The organism is Crateriforma spongiae, from assembly GCF_012290005.1.
In the GTDB taxonomy this organism is placed as follows: domain Bacteria; phylum Planctomycetota; class Planctomycetia; order Pirellulales; family Pirellulaceae; genus Crateriforma; species Crateriforma spongiae.
The window spans coordinates 644530-661275 of sequence record NZ_JAAXMS010000003.1 but is presented as its reverse complement, the minus strand read 5'-3'; the positions used below and the strand labels follow the sequence as shown (position 1 = coordinate 661275).

The 16746-nt window shown below is 57.6% G+C and carries 19 protein-coding genes and 1 other RNA gene; 10 read left to right on the top strand and 10 right to left on the bottom strand.

Annotated features, from left to right (window positions below):
- Positions 1 to 277: 277 nt before the first annotated feature.
- The 4 genes from HFP54_RS10675 to HFP54_RS10660 form a co-directional block, all read right to left on the bottom strand.
- Positions 278 to 1624, bottom strand: coding sequence for a phage portal protein (locus tag HFP54_RS10675; RefSeq protein ID WP_168565096.1), 1347 nt, complete (start codon positions 1622 to 1624; stop codon positions 278 to 280).
- A gap of 210 nt (positions 1625 to 1834) precedes the next feature.
- Positions 1835 to 2032 (bottom strand): hypothetical protein, encoded by a 198-nt coding sequence (locus HFP54_RS10670; RefSeq protein ID WP_145295037.1) that lies wholly within the window; start codon positions 2030 to 2032, stop codon positions 1835 to 1837.
- Positions 2033 to 2123: 91 nt separating this feature from the next.
- A complete protein-coding gene (locus tag HFP54_RS26170; RefSeq protein WP_165701109.1) occupies positions 2124 to 4391 on the bottom strand; it encodes a terminase gpA endonuclease subunit in 2268 nt (755 codons plus the stop codon).
- On the bottom strand, positions 4381 to 4587 hold the full coding sequence (locus HFP54_RS10660; protein WP_145295031.1) for a hypothetical protein: 207 nt from the start codon (positions 4585 to 4587) through the stop codon (positions 4381 to 4383). Before HFP54_RS10660 ends, HFP54_RS26170 begins: the two co-directional genes overlap by 11 nt.
- Before the next feature lie 247 nt (positions 4588 to 4834).
- On the opposite strand from HFP54_RS10660, the gene HFP54_RS10655 reads away from it, so the two are divergent.
- From HFP54_RS10655 to HFP54_RS10610, 10 genes are all read left to right on the top strand, one after another.
- Positions 4835 to 5692, top strand: a complete 858-nt coding sequence (locus tag HFP54_RS10655; protein WP_168565095.1) for an amidoligase family protein — start codon at positions 4835 to 4837, stop codon at positions 5690 to 5692.
- Between the two features lie 288 nt (positions 5693 to 5980).
- A complete protein-coding gene (locus HFP54_RS10650; RefSeq protein WP_145295018.1) occupies positions 5981 to 6256 on the top strand; it encodes a hypothetical protein in 276 nt (91 codons plus the stop codon).
- 132 nt (positions 6257 to 6388) lie between these two features.
- Complete coding sequence (locus HFP54_RS10645; RefSeq protein ID WP_145295015.1) at positions 6389 to 6598, top strand: hypothetical protein; 210 nt, start codon at positions 6389 to 6391, stop codon at positions 6596 to 6598.
- Positions 6599 to 7190: 592 nt separating this feature from the next.
- Positions 7191 to 7252: hammerhead ribozyme type II (locus HFP54_RS10640), an RNA gene on the top strand.
- 29 nt (positions 7253 to 7281) lie between these two features.
- Entirely contained in the window at positions 7282 to 7761 is a 480-nt protein-coding gene (locus HFP54_RS10635; protein WP_165701108.1) for a winged helix-turn-helix domain-containing protein, read from the top strand.
- Between the two features lie 9 nt (positions 7762 to 7770).
- Positions 7771 to 8004, top strand: coding sequence for a hypothetical protein (locus HFP54_RS10630; protein WP_145295007.1), 234 nt, complete (start codon positions 7771 to 7773; stop codon positions 8002 to 8004).
- A 240-nt stretch (positions 8005 to 8244) separates the two neighbouring features.
- The gene (locus HFP54_RS10625; RefSeq protein WP_168565094.1) at positions 8245 to 8427 is read left to right on the top strand and encodes a hypothetical protein; all 183 of its coding nucleotides are present in this window, start codon (positions 8245 to 8247) and stop codon (positions 8425 to 8427) included.
- Positions 8424 to 8657 (top strand): hypothetical protein, encoded by a 234-nt coding sequence (locus HFP54_RS10620; RefSeq protein ID WP_145295002.1) that lies wholly within the window; start codon positions 8424 to 8426, stop codon positions 8655 to 8657. The genes HFP54_RS10625 and HFP54_RS10620 overlap by 4 nt, the downstream gene beginning before the upstream one ends.
- Before the next feature lie 11 nt (positions 8658 to 8668).
- Complete coding sequence (locus HFP54_RS10615; RefSeq protein WP_145294999.1) at positions 8669 to 8884, top strand: DUF4314 domain-containing protein; 216 nt, start codon at positions 8669 to 8671, stop codon at positions 8882 to 8884.
- Positions 8885 to 8896: 12 nt separating this feature from the next.
- Positions 8897 to 9217 carry a hypothetical protein gene (locus tag HFP54_RS10610; protein ID WP_145294996.1) on the top strand — a complete coding sequence of 107 codons (321 nt, stop codon included), beginning with the start codon at positions 8897 to 8899 and terminating at the stop codon, positions 9215 to 9217.
- On the opposite strand, the gene HFP54_RS10605 is transcribed toward HFP54_RS10610, so the two are convergent.
- From HFP54_RS10605 to HFP54_RS10580, 6 genes are all read right to left on the bottom strand, one after another.
- Positions 9218 to 10528, bottom strand: coding sequence for a DNA modification methylase (locus HFP54_RS10605; RefSeq protein ID WP_168565093.1), 1311 nt, complete (start codon positions 10526 to 10528; stop codon positions 9218 to 9220).
- Between the two features lie 389 nt (positions 10529 to 10917).
- The gene (locus tag HFP54_RS10600; protein ID WP_168565092.1) at positions 10918 to 13194 is read right to left on the bottom strand and encodes a bifunctional DNA primase/polymerase; all 2277 of its coding nucleotides are present in this window, start codon (positions 13192 to 13194) and stop codon (positions 10918 to 10920) included.
- Positions 13194 to 14855, bottom strand: coding sequence for a DEAD/DEAH box helicase (locus HFP54_RS10595; RefSeq protein WP_168565091.1), 1662 nt, complete (start codon positions 14853 to 14855; stop codon positions 13194 to 13196). The genes HFP54_RS10600 and HFP54_RS10595 overlap by 1 nt, the downstream gene beginning before the upstream one ends.
- Positions 14855 to 15373 carry a RusA family crossover junction endodeoxyribonuclease gene (locus HFP54_RS10590; protein WP_168565090.1) on the bottom strand — a complete coding sequence of 173 codons (519 nt, stop codon included), beginning with the start codon at positions 15371 to 15373 and terminating at the stop codon, positions 14855 to 14857. The genes HFP54_RS10595 and HFP54_RS10590 overlap by 1 nt, the downstream gene beginning before the upstream one ends.
- Positions 15374 to 15466: 93 nt before the next feature.
- Positions 15467 to 15940 (bottom strand): DUF669 domain-containing protein, encoded by a 474-nt coding sequence (locus tag HFP54_RS10585; protein WP_168565089.1) that lies wholly within the window; start codon positions 15938 to 15940, stop codon positions 15467 to 15469.
- Between the two features lie 55 nt (positions 15941 to 15995).
- Complete coding sequence (locus tag HFP54_RS10580) at positions 15996 to 16697, bottom strand: ATP-binding protein (protein ID WP_206036131.1); 702 nt, start codon at positions 16695 to 16697, stop codon at positions 15996 to 15998.
- Positions 16698 to 16746: the final 49 nt, after the last annotated feature.

The window sequence follows — 16746 nt, the reverse complement described above, 5'->3', positions numbered from 1 at the left end:
GGTGATCGCGATGTCGTCGGTGTGTCCGACAATGCTTCCCCGATCGTGGTCTTTCAAAATCGGTCGCGACTTGCGAGTCACTCGCATGCCAGCCAAGTCGACGACGACTGGATAAGGCCAGCCGCCCAATCGCATCGCGCCACCCGTGTAAGCCGTCATCGAGAACTTACGTAGCGAAGGCTTGCCTTCTTCCGGCGTTTCGGCCGCGGCGAGCGTGATCGTTGCCGCATCATCACAAACGATTCGCAACGAACTCGGGACGGATTCGGCGTCGGCTTCAAGCGGCGCGTGCTGTGTCTTCGGCATTGTCTTCCGTGACCTTGGTTGAGGGTTTGGGTTGAATTTCATCGCTGGCCGACAGACCAAGCTCACGCATCAGCGACACTTCTTTGGCACGCTGTTTGAGTTCCGTCTCCCAATCACGCCCCTGCCGCGCAAATTCGATGGCCAGAGTCGTCGTATGATTCGAGAGACGGATCTTTTGGGCGTTGGCTTCTTTGGCGGGATCGACGTGCTCGTGCCCGTCCCAAAACCATTGATGCTCGAACGTGGAGTCGAGCGTGCGAAGCGAATTGGGCAGATAGCCCTCGATGAGAATGGCTTCGCGAAGCCAAGCAATCAAAACGCGATCCAGAACGACGCGAGCAAGTTGCGTTTGCTCAACACGGATCGACTTGAAGTAGGTTTGGTGATCGAGACGCCCACTCGCGTAGTTGTATCCCGAGGAATTCCCTGCGGCGACATTGAACGGCATGTTCAAGCAACGAGCGATCTCATTGAGAATCTCTTTCTTGAACTCGGCGTAGGTGGTCGAAGGTTGCTCCGACTTCATTTGAGCCATCTTCCATCCGCCAGGCATCGTGAGCAGCATTCGCTTTTCAAGTTCGATTGGCTCGAACGGTTCGGCAGCGTCGGCTTCGCCATTGGCCGGCGCGTCGGTGTAGAGGATGCCGGCAAAGTCAGCCGCAGTTTCGGCAGCGGCAAGTACGGCAAGCGTGAAGCGGCGTAGTTGTGCGAATAGAGGCAGTGCCGGCGTGATGTCAGGGATGCCGCGAATCTGCCCCGGACGATCGCAGCGGAAGTAGTGAAGCACCGCGGATGCCGGCACCGTGTCGAATTCTTCGTCGATCGTGAACGTGACATCGCCAGGATGTTCGCGAAGCACGTCGTAGCTGAGCGGGTTTCCGTCGACATCAAACTGAATGCCGTCGATGTAGCGAGAGCGGTCTGCAACCAACGTCGGCGAAGCCACTTGGTCGGCTTCGATCAACCGCACGTCGAGCTTCACGGTTGAGTCAACTCGTTCGTTGCTGGTCAGCAAACCAAACGATTCGCCATCCGAAACGCGGGCGAGCCGCATCGTCCGCAGCTTTTCGGCCAATCCAACTGCTTCGGCCCAGGCGAAGAACTCTTGTTCAACAAAGCGATTTGCAGCGTCATCCGCTGTCAACATTTGCAAACGCGGCCCGGTGCCAACCACGTCATTGGCGAGGGTCAGCGTGATCCCGCGAGCGTAGCTGTTGTTGGCGACCTCGTATCGCGACCGATTGCGAAGGGTTCGCCTCACATCGGGGCTATTCGCTGCAGCTGACGACAAACCATCGGCTCGCGCCCAATGTTTCATGTTGTCGAGCGTGGTATTCGCGGCGTCGTACTTCGCACGAAGCCGCGAAAAGAAGGGCTGCCGGGGCGAGCGTCCCGGCGCGGATGAAGAGCGGGAAGCTCCGCCGCGCCATGCTTGCTCGATAATCCCTGACAACATCTTCAACATCCGTGTTGTAATCCTATTGCCGTCCCCGGCAGCCCTGTGCTCATCGCGAACCGAAAAGAAAGATCAGCCAGCCGAAGGCGGCACGATCTTGTTAAAACGCAAACCGCGATTGGGTTTGCGAACCGCGTCCTTGCCAGCGAGATGCTTGTCCGCAGCAATCTGCTCCGTCAGCTTGTGCTGCTCAACCGACCCCGCATCCCCCGAAGCCTTCGCAGGCCCCGCAGCGTTCTCACGGATTACATCTTTCAACTCTTCAGGCATGGCTTGCGTTTGATTAGAAACATTGCTTCATCCCTGGTTACCTATGCCGTGGGAGGCGAGACTTGTACGCGAATATTCAGAAAGGCTTGATTTAGTTCCGTTTTCGTTTTTGCAGCTCTTTGAAACTGACTCGCTCGCGTCGGCGGATTGGTTCCACATCGGTGCCAAACAACAGCGAGCCTTGCATCGAAGCGGCGACGGCACAACCAACGAGGCAGTCGAGCCAGTGGTTGTCGGGCTGTTCGGGTCGGGCTTTCCATTCGTCAACAGTCCGACCGCGGCCCTCGGTTTTGATGAAGTACTCTGCAGTAATTTGTTCGGCGAACATGCGATGCGTTTCGGCCTGGTTTCCGTAAACGGACAAGCAACCACGATCGCCCATTGCGACCGCGAGTCTCGCGTGAGTGAACGACTTCCACCAGTTCGTGTCGTAAATGATGTGTCGGATTGCACGTTTCCCGTGGACGCTGGGGATTCGCCAGTTCAAACCAACGCGGTCGCCGGGGCGGCGTTTGTATTCGCTGAATGGATTCGAGGACGCACCGACGAATCGACCATGCGAAGGCAATAGGATCGAAGCGTGTGGGCTTTGCCGGCAGAATTGATAGACCACATTCGTCGAGTGTCCCCAGTTGGCATCAATCAAGCACCTGCCAATCTTCATTGCCGCGCCATCGTCGCGTTGCCATTCACGGCCGAGTAAATCTTCGGTGAGTGATGCAAGGCCGGCGTAGATACTGCCTTCGAGTCCCGTGCCATCCGCGGCGGTTGCCAGCGTGTGGCGTGCATCGCGAAGCGTGTAATACGCTCGGCTTTGATCAGGGTACGCTCCATAGTCGAGAACGTAGCCCGTGAAATCGTCTTCCCAGGCGGCGACCACATAGAACAAAAGCTTTTGCTGCACGTCAATGAACGCGGTGAGATGGTTCGCCGAAATCGGAACGCAGCGTCGTTCGAGTCCGTTGATTTTGCCAGCGACCTGCTCGGCCGTGAGTTGGTCGGCATCGACGCGTTCTTCCGGCAATGGTTCGTTTTGATATTCGGCGAAGAAGGCGGCTTCGTCTTGTAGTTTCAAATTCATCGCGTGCTGAATCGCCGACAGTTCGTCGTGGTTGAAACGTTCCTTCCAGGCAACGTCGGCACCTTCGTCCATTGCATCGCGGTTTTGACGATAGAACTCGGTGCCGGCCGCGCCTCCGTCGCCGGCGCGCAAACCCTCGGCACGGATTTCTGCGTAGCGTTCCCATAGCGTTTCATTTGTTGGAAATGAGTTCACCATTCGCGTTCGCGCACCGTTCCATTCCGGATGTTTGTCGCGATCGAGAATGTTGTCGGCCATGTCGCCGGGACGAATGACCGTGCAGGGCATGATGCCCGAGATCTTTTTACCTGGGCCGGCGAGTCCGAGCACCGCGCCGGCGAGGATCGCTTCGCGGTTGGCACATTGCGAAAGCGAACGAGCCGACTCGTCCGTTTGCGGGTCATCGAGCACGACCAACGAAGGTCGAACCGTTCGTCCATCGGGCCGCTTGAACTTCATTCCACGAATGCGTCCGGTCAGGCCGGCAACTTTGATGATCGCACCGCTCGCTTTGCTGTTAGCGATGGTTGGCAGGACAACTTCTTTCGCCGTCCATCCAATTTGCGTGCGTTTGCCTTGATAGAGCTGCCCGTTGGCTCGGTTTGAGATTCCGTCCAACGCCTGAATTGGAAAGCAGACTTCCGGGTAGTCGGCCAACAAAATTTCATTGGCATCGAGTTCCGTTTTGATGGAGTCGAGCATGTCGCATGCGTGGCCTTCGTCGCTGCCGATCAAACATACGAAATCTCGGTAACCGTTTAGCACTGCCCAGATGCACGCAACCTCGGCCAGCGAACTTTTTCCACTACCGCGAGCCATCGCGAGTGAGAACAGACCACCACGAACGACCGCTTCTTCGATGCGCTCAATCACCTTCAAGTGATCCGGCGACCATTGCAGATGAAACGTCAGCGAGAAATAGGCTTCGCAAAAGTATCGAAAACTACTGGCGGCCTTCGCTTTTCGCCGCGGATCCTCGATCACTGGCAAGTCACCGATGTCGCGACCGGCCAATGCGATCGCTGCATTGCGGGCGCGGGCTTTGTCTTTGACCTTGCCGTACGGATCCTCGTCGGCCGGCGGTTTCGGACGGTGGCGTTCTTCGACTAGCCAAGCGGTAAACCGGAGAAGGTCAACGTGCGTTCCGTCTCCGATGCGATTGCCAGCTCGCGTTCGATAGCGATAGAGCTGGCGTTCGTTAATCACCTCACCGAGCGGCGTGCTATTGAGCGTTCGGCAGCACTCGCTCGGTTTCATTCGTCGCGGGTCAGTCGCCACGGTGTATCTCCTGTAAAAGCCAAGCGGTGTAGACGACCAAGTTGATCGTGCCGTCAACGTTTGTCGGTGCACCGGCTTCTAGGTCGGCGGCGATTTGTTTCTCTGGAACGCGCTGGCGGTACGCGTTGCTCAACAACTTTGAAAGTTGCTCGACCGAAAGTTTCGTGGGGTCAACATTCTCTCGTTTGCCTTCCATGACGGGATCCGTGGGTTGGTTCGCGACTCGCCGCACACGTCGGCGACTGTCGCGTTTGTTTGCATGTTTGGCATCGTCGGCCGCATGTTTGGGCCGGCGACGTTGGGCCAGAAGTGGCGGCGTGTGCGGGTGAAAAGAAACCTGGGAATTACTGAAACATTACTTCCGGACTTCGCTTGAGGTATCTCGAAACGCATGGCTCATGTGTGTCAACGAAACGAATTACACGCCTTTTGGAGACACACGAATGAACGCCAACGACATCGCCTTCGGTATCGAAATCGAAACCCACATGCCCGGCACCGACCGCACGCCGATCGGCGGATACCACAACGGGTTGCCGGTCGCTTGGCTGCCCGCGGGTTGGAAAGCAGAACGCGACGGCAGCATCCGCACGCCGGCCGGACGCAAACCATGCGAGTTCGTATCGCCGGTCCTTCGCGGCTACGAAGGACTCGCCAACGTAGAGACCGCGGTGGACGCGATCAAAGAACGCGGCGCGCGGGTCAACGAATCTTGCGGCCTGCACGTAACGGTTTCCTGGAACGGCGACGCCGCGGCTTTGGCCCGACTGATTTCGCTGATAGCGAACCACGAACGAGCCATTTACGCTTCGACCGGCACCAAGCGCCGCGAACGAACCCACTGGGCGAAACAAATCAAAAGCTACGGCAACAAGGACGCCGCGAAGACCCGCTGCGAACGAGACCGCTACCACCTTTTGAATTTGACGCACTTGGCCGCCGGCCGAAACCGGATCGAGATTCGCGCCTTCGCCGGAACGCTCAACAAAACGAAACTGATCGGATACATCCAGATGATTTTGGGCTTGGTAGAAATCGCCCTCAATACAAAACGCTGCAGCGGATGGGACTACGCCAAGAAGCCTGGCACGAAGAGTTGCTGGGACCGACCGGATGCCGGCCACGGCGAAACGGAACTCAACCGGCTCTTCTACCGCCTCGGTTGGACCAAGGGTTGGTACAAGGGCGAGCTTCGCAACAAACGCTTCGGCGAGCTTTCCTCCGCCGAACAAACATGCGATTGGAAGCCGGTCAAAAAGAAACTTCTTGAGTTGGCCCGCAAATACGACCAAGCGGTCTAACGGCTGACGACCTTCCACCCCACGAACGTCGCGATGTATCTCGCGGCGTTTCTTTGGTTTTACGGGGGCACGTGTACATCGTGTCGCGTCAACGGCGTATGTGACTAATAGCGGGCCACTGGTTTGCATCGCGACACACGCCGCAGTTTCGGGCCACGTCGGCGAGATCGAGAAACATTCAAAAGGACAGCGAATTACTGGCTGGATTCGCTTGATGTGTTTTGAAACGCACGGCTCATGTGTGGTCATACGAAACGGTTTTCCACTCACCCCAACGGAGACACAAACATGACCATCGACCAACTGATCGGATTGCTCGAAGAGTACCGCGACGTACATGGGCCGGACGCCGAAGTGCGTTTGATGACGCAAGAGAACTGGCCTTTTGAAAACCGCATTGCCGGAATCACCAGCGGCGCGGAGATGAACGAAGCGAGCGAAGACGACCCCAGCGAATACTTCGATGACCAAGACGTCGCCGAAGACGCGATCGTCTACATCGTCGAAGGAGGCCAGATCTGCTACGGCAGCAAACGGGCCTGGGAAACGTGCCGCGATTGCTAAACGCGGCAAGCGAAAGCGAGTTCGGGAAACATTCAAAGACTTTCCCGAACTCTGCTTGCTGTGTCTGAAACCGCATGGCTCATGTGTGTCAACGCAGACGCATTTCCCCTTTCCAACAACGGAGACCCAACCATGGCAAAGAACACCGCTCGAGCCGAAGACGCTTACACCACCGCGCATGTCCGGGCTTTGACCTTGCTCGAAGACCTTCACCAAATCGTCGAAGACATGCCTGCCCCCGATACCGACCATCCCATCAATTGGGAACACGTCGGTTCGCTGCAACACCTTTGCGAACGGCTCAAGGAATTGAAAGATTTCGTTGCTCCCGCCGGCGAATAGATTCCCACCCGCATCCTTTCGGCCTCGCTCGCCAGCGCGGCCGTTTCTCGTTGAATTGCCGCCGACGTTGGCCCGTGTCGCGCACCGTTGCCGACAAGCGGCAAACCATGCCGACATCTCTTTACGGCCAACAAACGCGAACGACGGCGAAGTTGGAAAACATCGTAAAAGACTGCGAATTGCTGCCGAACTTCGCTTGAGGTGTTTCCAAATGCATGGCTCATGTGTGTTAACGCCAAACGGCAAAACGATTTGAAACCCCTTTTCACGAGAGACAAGACCATGGCCATGAACGAAACGCAAAAAGCGAAAGTCGCCGCCCTTCGCACAGAGATGCGAAAGCTCGACCCCGAAACGTATCAGGAAATTCGCCAGTCGTACTACAAGATCGCCGAGGAGCTTCGCCCCTTGGTCGACGCCCTTGAAAAGGCCGACGCGGAACTGGGACCGGACGGCCCGCTTTTGGAAGAGCACTACATCTTTTGCGAGATGCTCGACCGGCTCAATAAGAGCCTTCTCGGCGGGGTGGTTAACCCGCCGGCCGCACAACGACCGCCGCGGACGGAACCGCGGCGCGACTCGCAAGGACGGAAGCCGAAACGCACACGGGCGTTGTCGCGGGTGGTTCCCGCGGCCTGACGATGGCAGCCAACCACGAACGAAACCCAAACGGAGAACGAACGATGCAGAAAACAGACGTAAAGATCGGCGGCGAGTATTTCGCTACTGTGACCAACAAAAAGGTGACCGTGCGAATCGACGCGGAAAACCGTAACGGAGGCTGGGACGCGACCAATCTTTCGACGGGTAAGAAAGTGCGAATCAAGACGGCCGGCCGGTTGAAGGGATCGGCGCGGGCTACTGAGACGCCGGCAACGGAAACGCGGGTCAGGAAACGAGTCGCGAAAAGGACGGAGGAAACCACTGGCGGCGAAAAGAAGCTCTCGTGCGTGAAAGCGGCGTTGAAGGTCCTGGCTGATAGCGGGGAACCGATGAACGCGCAAGAGATGATCGCCGCGATGACCGAAGCTGGGTTGTGGGAAAGCCCTGGCGGAAAGACGCCGCACGCGACGCTGTACTCCGCGATCCTCCGCGACATGAAACGCGGCGATGATAGCCGCTTCGTCAAAACAGAACGCGGTCGGTTCACGGCGAGAGCATAGGGCGAAGCGATGAAGTACATTTGCGACGTCCGCCAGGTCGCCGACTTGGCTGAAGGAGAAACCGCACCGCCGGAACCCGACATGGGTTACGAACTGCGGCCGATCGCCGGCGACAACTTTGAAGCCGGCGTCGTGGAATATTTGGTCCGCCGCGGAGACGCGATCTTGGCTAGGACGACGGCCGGCGAAGAGTTCGCGGTCACGGGCAAGAACGCCCACGTTTTGGTGCCGCTCGGCTTTTAGGCCGAACGCCGCCGACGACGCCCGACGTTGGCAACGTGCGGGCGTTTCGTCGTGACGGCCGTAACCACGCGGCGCACCCGAGTCACGCGAGACGCGGCAACGTCGTGGCCCAACGCACTCCGGCGAAAAACATGTTGAAGTTTTGGAATGTTTCGTGGACTTCGCTTGATGTGTCGGCAAACCCATGGCTCATGTGTGGTTGTACGAACGGTTTTCAAACAACACGAACGGAGAAACGAAATGAAGATGCAACCGCAGCGAATGCGATCGGTTGTCTTATTCGCCGATGAACGGCGAATCGAAGTCGAAGAACCACTACCAGTGCAAACGATCGTCACCGATGCGAAACGCGCCGGCGCGGCGAAGGTTGAACTCGAAAACGGCACCGAAATCTATCTCAACGAGAAAGGAGACCAACAATGAGCAAGGTTCAAACGCTTAACGCTCAGCCAATCCAACCCGCACCGGCTTACGAAAACGCTCACCAGATTGCCCGCGATCTCTTGCAACACATCGAGTTGCAACTCGACCGAATGATTCGGCCGGACAACAAGGCGTTGCGATGGACACACGTACGAGCGTTGAACTTGGTCAACGCTCAACTTTCGGAAGTCGCTGCTTTGCTCGACGAAACCAACAACGCTCGCAACTAGGAATCAAAACGATGAAAACAAATCTCAAGGCGGGCGATCGCGTGCGGCTGCTTTCGATGACCGACGACCCCGATCCGATTCCCGCCGGCACCACCGGAACGGTGGTCGGCGTCTATCCGCATAGCGATTGGACTCAAGTCGATGTTGATTGGGCGGGCGGCCGGTCGCTGATGCTTTCCATTCCTCCGGACGTCGTCGAGCGACTGCCGGCCGACACAACGAACTAAGGAGCAACCACCATGTCCACACGAGCGACGATCGCCGTCCACCGCCCCGACCGAACGTATGCAGCGGTCTACCTTCACTACGACGGTTACCCCGAACACACCGGAGAAATTCTGATGCAAAGCTACCAAACTCAAACCGCCGCCGAGGAACTCGTCTCCCATGGCGACTTGCGATGTCTGAATCGCGAGACCGGCGAGGCCGAACAATTCTCAGACGGCGATCCGCCGGCCAAGTTGCCGACCAATGACTCGCTGATTGATTTCGCGAGGAATTGCGGCGCTCGATTTGTCTATGTCTTTGACGACGGAGCTTGGTCCTGCAAGGAACTCTAGTCACCGCATGTTCTCCTCACGTTTGCCAACGGGGATCGGCGATTCGCCGGTCCGTTCGAGGATCGCTTTCTTGCCGGTGAAGCGTTGGTAGCGATCAACGATCACGTCGCAGTACGGCGGATCGAGTTCCATCAAGAATGCCTTGCGCCCCGTCTGCTCCGCGCCGATCAGCGTCGAGCCACTGCCGCCAAACAAGTCGAGCACGTTCTCGCGTTTCCGCGACGAGTATTGCATCGCCAAAACCGCGAGTTCGGCGGGCTTGCCAGTGAGGTGTTCGAGCTTCTGCGGAGCGATCTTCTTGACGTGCCACAGGTCCGTCGCGTTGTTTGGCCCAAAGAATTTGTGACCAGCACCTTCTTTCCATCCATAGAACGCCCATTCATGTGCCCCCATGAAGTCTTTGCGGGTCATCACGGGGTGTTGCTTGTCCCAGATGATGGCCTGGGAAAAATACAAACCGGCTGCGGCCAGGACCGGCGGGTAGTTGGCGATGTTGGAGAAGCCACCCCAGATGTAAAAGCAACGGCCGGGTTCGAGCACGCGAGTGATGTTGCCAAACCACGCTTTCAACAATCGGTCGAACTCTTCGTCGGACACAAAGTCATTCGCAAGCGGCCGATCCTTGGCCCGCATCTTCTTCGGGCCTTCCTTCGTCTGGCCCTTGCCAGCCTCGAACGACGAATTGCCGGCCGCGATCGCATTCTTGCTGCGAGGTTCCACCTTCACGTTGTACGGTGGATCGGTATTGCAAAGGTGAATCTTCGCGCCGGAGAGCAGACGATCGAGGTCTTCGACGCTGGTCGAGTCACCACACATCAGTCGATGGTCGCCGAGGATCCAAATGTCGCCGCGCTGCGTGATCGCTTCGTCTGGCGGTTCGGGGATGTCGTCTGGATCCGTCAAACCCTGCGTTACACCGGGATCGAGCAGCTTGGCGAGTTCATCATCGTCGAAACCGAGCAACTCAACATCAAAACCTGATTCTTGTAATCCGCCGATTTCAAAGGGCAACAGGTCGTAGTCCCACTGCGCGTTCTCGCCAGTCCGGTTGTCGGCGATCCGGTACGCTTTTACCGCTTCAGGTTCGAGGTCCGTCGCGATGTGAACGGGGACTTCGGCGAGTCCGAGTTTTTTCGCCGCCTTGAACCGTGTATGGCCGACGATAATGACACCGTCGGTATCGACCACGATCGGCTGGCGAAACCCGAACTCGTTGATCGAGAGGATGACGGCATCAACGGCGTCGTCATTGATGCGAGGATTGTTCTCGTAAGGCTTGATTCGATCAAGCGACCACATTTCGACCTGCATGTTTGCCCTTCCAAGGCGAGAGAATGAAACGGGAAGGGTTGGGTCGGTCGTTGGTTTGATGGGTGGTTGGTTGGGGATCCGATGCGTTCGGACGGACGTGAATTTTCGTTCGGACAGCCGAAACTAACTGTGCCTAATAAGGCTGCTGTTCCCGCGGCCCTGACCAGAGAACGGATCGGCCGGGAGTACCTACGCGTTGAGAAGCGTCATGAATGAATCCGTCAGACAGCCCCCTCATGCGTGCAAACGTGTATCGCGGGCGAGTGGGACTGACACGCTGACGCATTAGGAGAGAGAGTGTTTTTATTCGTATATCGTTGGGTTTCCGCGTACCAAAACCGTCAGCTAATCCGTCAGTTTGACTCTCTGACGTTTGCTGACAGATTCGATCATTCCAGGCCTAAATCGTTCGCATTGGTCGCCAACACGTCAGAATCGTCCGCATCATCGCTGACGGATTGGCTGACGGATTGTTTGGGCAGATCGGGCACCGTGGTGAGGCGATAGCCCGACGCCGGTTTGGTTCGCGTTTCGATCGTGACCGGTTCGATGTCTTCTTGCTGCATCAGCGTTTGTACGATTTGATCGAAGTCGCTTGCCTTCAACGTCATCGAACGCATCATTTCACGGCGAGCCATGGTGTAGTTGGGTCGGTCGGCGAGACGTTTTTTGAATTTCAAGCACTCGGCGTGAAACGGGTTCTCGGCGACGTGAACGGATGCGAGGTAGAGTTGCCGGCGGGTTTGGTGCAGTGAAAACTCGCTGGCCCAACGCACGGCATCAATCGAAATCATCGGCTGCAGATGGTTTTCGCTGACCGCGTAGATCAACGCCAGCTTTTTGGCATGCTCGCACGTCCGACTCCATGCGGCACGAGCCACCTCGTCCCCAGCGTCGTCGGCCTTGTCGTATTCCACCTCGGTTTGTTCACGCAACTGCGTAATCGCGTCCTCCGCTTCCGGCGTGAACGCTACACGCAGCGGTTTGGGATGGAACTTCATGAAATTGCCAGTGCCCGGCTCGAAATCCGCCCACCACTTCGCGATCTCCAAAACCTCCTCGGGAACGTCTCTTGCCGATCCGGGCGTTTGCCCTTTGCCACGCTTGCCGACGTCGATGATATTCAGCCGGGCAAAGAAGCCGTTGGTCAACATTCGCTTCGATAACGACTCGTAGAAGTATTGAGGCGTCGCAGTGCCGAACAACGTCAGGTGGGGCTGATCGACATGGATTGCCTCTTTCTGGTTTGCTTTCACGCGGATCGGATAGACATCGCCAGCGGATGTGTAGAGCGTCAACAAAATGTTCGGAATCGACTCGCGGCTGTTTTCTCGGTCGAGATTGATCTGCCGCAAAACACCGTCCATTTCATCGTTCTGAAACAACATGCGTCCGCTGCGAACCAGGGCGTCCTGGATTCCTTCGCCCGACGCGAACTTGTCACCGATCGAAGTCGCCTCGCCAATCTGGAAAAGGACTTGCGAGTTGACCTTTCGAGGGAATTCTTTACCGGTTCCGCTACCGGCGAGCGCGAGCAGGTAGAGATTCGTACGAAGATCACCGGCCGTGGCGACTTTGCGACCGGCCAGAAACGACTGCAACGCCATCGCGCCGCAAAAGGCAAGGCCGATATTCGGGTAAGGCGCGTTGGCGAGCGAGAAGTCCATGACGCGGCGAACGAATCCGGGAACTTCAAACAGCCGCTCGGGCAACATCCCAGGATCCGCGATTCCCGTGAACTTGGACGATGGCTTTGCGTCTTCGGAAACCGTCATCTTCGGTTTCGTCATGAACCCAGACAGATCGACTTCGCTTGCCGTTTCGATCGGACCGTCATCGCGGAGCCAACCAAACGGCCGGTCGTGAGATTTGATGGCGGCTTGGTTGATTTTGTGTTGGAGTTCGCGATCGGACCAGGGCGGCGAACATCGTGGGTTGTAGTCCGCAGCGAGAATCGCCAGGGCACGATCCGGTTCGATGCCAAAACCGTGAACCAGCGCGGTCGCGGCGGCGAACGTTTGCGAGTGACCGCTGCTGCCCGCAATCGCCGGCGGCATGGCGTTCAAGTAGGCAATGGCTCGGGTTTCGACATCGTTGCCCGCGTGGCGTAGGCTTCCAGCCTGCGATGTTACAGGGTTCACAAGCCGGATGCTTACGCCACGTTTGACGATCACGGCGTCAGCCAGAGCTTTCACGCACGCAGCCAACATGGGCGCAGGAACGGTTGCGGGTTCATTGTCGAGGACATCGTAAGGTTCGCCTTCGGGATGGATGCTGGGGCCGACAACGGTTTGAGTTCCGGTGGATCGCAGCTCGACGATCATCGAACCGTCGTTGGGGTCTTGGTGCTTTTCCGTGGTCGCGCCAGCCGCGATGTACCAACGGTGCGAACGGGGTGCCGACGGCCGGCCAGTTACTGCCACAGTCGGTGGCAGATATTGATCGGCCAGTTCGATCGCTTCGGGACAATCGAGATCGACGTCCACGATCCAACCGGATGGCTCGCCAAGAATGATGCCGATATTGCTGTTCTCGGGAAACGCTTCGGGCTTCAATCGCAACTTTGTCCAGTCACGGCGCGACGGCGACTTTGACCGAGGGCGCAGCGGCACGCAGTACCAGCCACGTTGTCGATAGATCGCAACTTGCTCCCGCGCATCGGCCATCAAAACGGTGCCTCTTCCAGTGCCGCGTTTGGAATGTCACCAAGGGTCTGCTTGATGATGCGGTCGTATTTCTGGCCTGAGATCGAGCGGACCGAGAGTGTTTCGGTCGCCGCGAGAAGCCCCGAGCCGGCAATATCAACCGCTTCGTCCGCATTCGATGGGCAGGGATCGAGACAGCGCTCACTCCACCAAGCTTCGGCTTTGCGACGTGCGTAGCCAGAGTGCTCGATACAGATGAACTCGCTTTGCCAACGTTCGAGGCCGATCATGTAGTCAACGCGCAGGCATCGTGGTGCGTCTTCGTCGGCGTCTCGCTTACGATGCACGCGATAGATGATGTCTTGAACGTCGTACTCGGTGTCGGTCACTTCGCCAGACAATACTCCGGCCTCGCTTGCCTCGGCATCATGAGCTTCTCGCTCGGGTGGCGGGAACGGATGACCGCACTCGGGACAATTCGCATAACCACATGCGACCAAGGCGTGACATTTCTCGCATTCTTTTGCAGGTGGGCATTGGTCCGGCCGTTTGGCTTTGTCTTTCGGCTTGATCTGGTCGATCGGTCCGTGGCGTTCAATGTTGCCGCCAAAGTCGAGGACCAGGCAGTTTTCCTTGCCGGGATGCAAGCGAAAGCCGCGGCCGACGCATTGATAAAGCAAGCCAGGCGACATCGTGGGACGCAGCATCACCACGCAATCGACTCGCGGTGCGTCGAAACCGGTGGTGAGCACGTTTACGTTGCAGAGAAAGCGTAGCGGTTCGGTTTCGATCAACGATGTTGGGGCATCGCCACGGAAGCGGGCCAACAGTTCGTCTCGTTCGCCCGCTGGTGTTTCGCCGGTCACGAAACCGCACTCGATGCCGTGATTTTCCCGCAACACTTCAACGACACGCCGCCCGTGTGCGACGGACGACGCAAAGATCAACACTGCCCGGCGATCGGCCGTCAGTTCAACGATCTCGCCACACGCGGCCGACACGAGGGCGTCGTCGTTGACCAAAGACTCCACTTCTTCGCTGACGAACTCGCCGGCCCGAAGATGCAGTCCGCCGAAGTCGGCACGATTTACGCCGGCCTTAGAAATGAGCGGACTCAGGTATCCGTCACGGATCAGTTCCTTGATACCGATCTCGTAACAGACTTGATTTAAGAAATGCTCAGGCGAGCAGATCATGCCGGAGTCGAGGCGGAATGGCGTGGCAGTCAGGCCAATAACGCGAACGTGCGGATTGATGACTTTGCAGTCGGCCAGGAACTGCCGGTACATGCCGTCGCCCTTCTTTGAGATCAGATGGGCTTCATCGACCACGATCAGATCAAACGGATCAAGGTCACACGCTCGCTTGTAGATACTTTGTATGCCGGCGACCAGAACGGGAGTGTTCGTGTCGCGTTTCTTGAGGCCGGCCGAATACAGTCCGACCTTAATATCGGGACACAACCGACGAACCTTGTCGGCATTCTGTTCGAGCAGCTCTTTGACGTGCGCCAAGATCAGTACGCGACCATTCCATTGCCCAACGGCATCAGATGCGATTTTGGCCAGCACGAGACTCTTGCCCGCACCCGTCGGCAAAACCGCGACGGGATTGTCGTCGCGGTTTCGCAGGTGATCGTAGACCGCATCGACGGCGGCTTGCTGATAGGACCGCAGTTTCATCACATCAACTCCCCGTTGTGCCGTTTGCTACCTCGTTCGATTGGCATCGCCGGTGGCAGCAGGTCATTGATGAAAGTGCAACTCTCGCAGATGCGATTGCCAGGCCCGGTGGAAACAAAGGCCTCGTCGCAACGCAAGCATGAGCGAAAGCCGGCTTTCCCGATCGGTGCCGGGATGCGTTGAATCACAACTTCGGCGTTGCCCGCTTTCGGTGCCGGTTCCCGTTTCTCGATCGTCAATCGCACGATCTGGCTATCGTCCTCGTACGCACCGCCCCACTGCATCGAGTCCAACATCGCCTTCAAACAGTTGTCGACATCACGCCGGCGTCGATCGGGCGGATGGACGACGATGTCGACGATCAAGTCGCCCGTCAGCGTTTCGATGTTCTTGCGATTCAGAAGCGAGCTGACGGCCGCTCGATACTTTCGGCCTTCCTTGCTGATCAACACGCGATTGCCAACGTGTCGCCAGTAATGATTGACCGAAGGCGGATAGGGCAACGTGAGTCGGATCATGGTGGCTTACTTCGATGTTCAATGAGCGAATAAAAACACCCAGCCAACAATCCAATGCTGACTGGGTGCCGTTCCTTGGAAGCTGTCGGGCGGTTAACGCTTCCAAGGCGGGGACGCGGACTGGTCATCCGAACCGCTGACTTGTGAGGCGGCGATCGGCTGGGCAACAGCGTCCTTCTTCGAGTATCCCTTCACTTCGTTCTGCAACTCGCCGGTGTCGTTACGGCGTTTGACTCGCACATGAATCACGCATGGCAAGTTGTGTAAGTCCGCCGAGTCGGTTGGCACCAAGACGCCAACCGACCGGCAGATCGCAGACAACTCCCGCCGGGCGATTTCCACCGCGGTCGCGTTGGGGTTGTCGAGGTTGAGACGCACCCAGAGAAGACGGTTTGCGTACTCGCCCTCCACGATCTGAAACGTCAACTGCAGATAGTTGCCCGTGCCAGATTTCGTGGGTTTCATTTCGCTGTCGGTGATGACGGCGACGTACTTGCCAGAAGGGATCGGTTCGAGATCGTCGGCTGGTTCGACGGTGTTGGCATCAAAGCCGTTGAGGTTTGCCATGGTAAGTCTGTGGTCCTTCGTTTGGAGTCTGTAGAAAGAGAATTGGTTGAGTCAATTACTTGGCCGACATCGCTGCCACGAACGCCGCCCACGAGAGCGGCAATTCTTCAGCGATGCCGTAACGATTCTTGGCAACGCAACTGGGCGATCCGTAAGCACGAACGACGCGTTCGCCACCGTCTTTGCCGATCGCGTGAGCGATGGTGCGTTTGCGGTTGAAACCTCCGTCTTCGCTCTGCGTGCGCATCTTTCGCGTCGCGAACAGCACGGCGTCGCACCACTCTTTCACGAGGGCAGCGGCGTGCTTGTGCAGTCGCGGCGAATAGCGGTCGTAGGGCGAGGATTCGGGATCCTCGAACCGCTCGACCTTGGAATGGGCGATCAAGACCGTCACCATGCCACGCGATCGCAGCACATTGAGCAGGTCGAGCACTTCACGCCACAGGGAGAGGGCGTGCATGTAACCGCGAGCGTACCCGCCATCGACCTTTTCAATCGACTCGACGGCGTACTGCTGACAGAGTTTGTCCCAGACGAGACGCTCCAGCCAATCGAGCGAGTCGATCACGACGGATTCGTAATCGTGCTTCTCGTTGACGAGCGTCTTCAGGGCTGCGATCACGTCATCGAATTTCGTCGCCAGCGGAAAGCGATCGCATTCGATTTCGTCGAGGCCGTCTTCAGTTTGAATGAAGATCGGCTTGGGGGCTTCGCTGCCGAAGGTCGACTTGCCGATGCCTTCGACACCGTAGAGCAAGACACGAGGCGGCTTCGATTGCCGGCCAGACTGAATGGTTTCGAGTAAG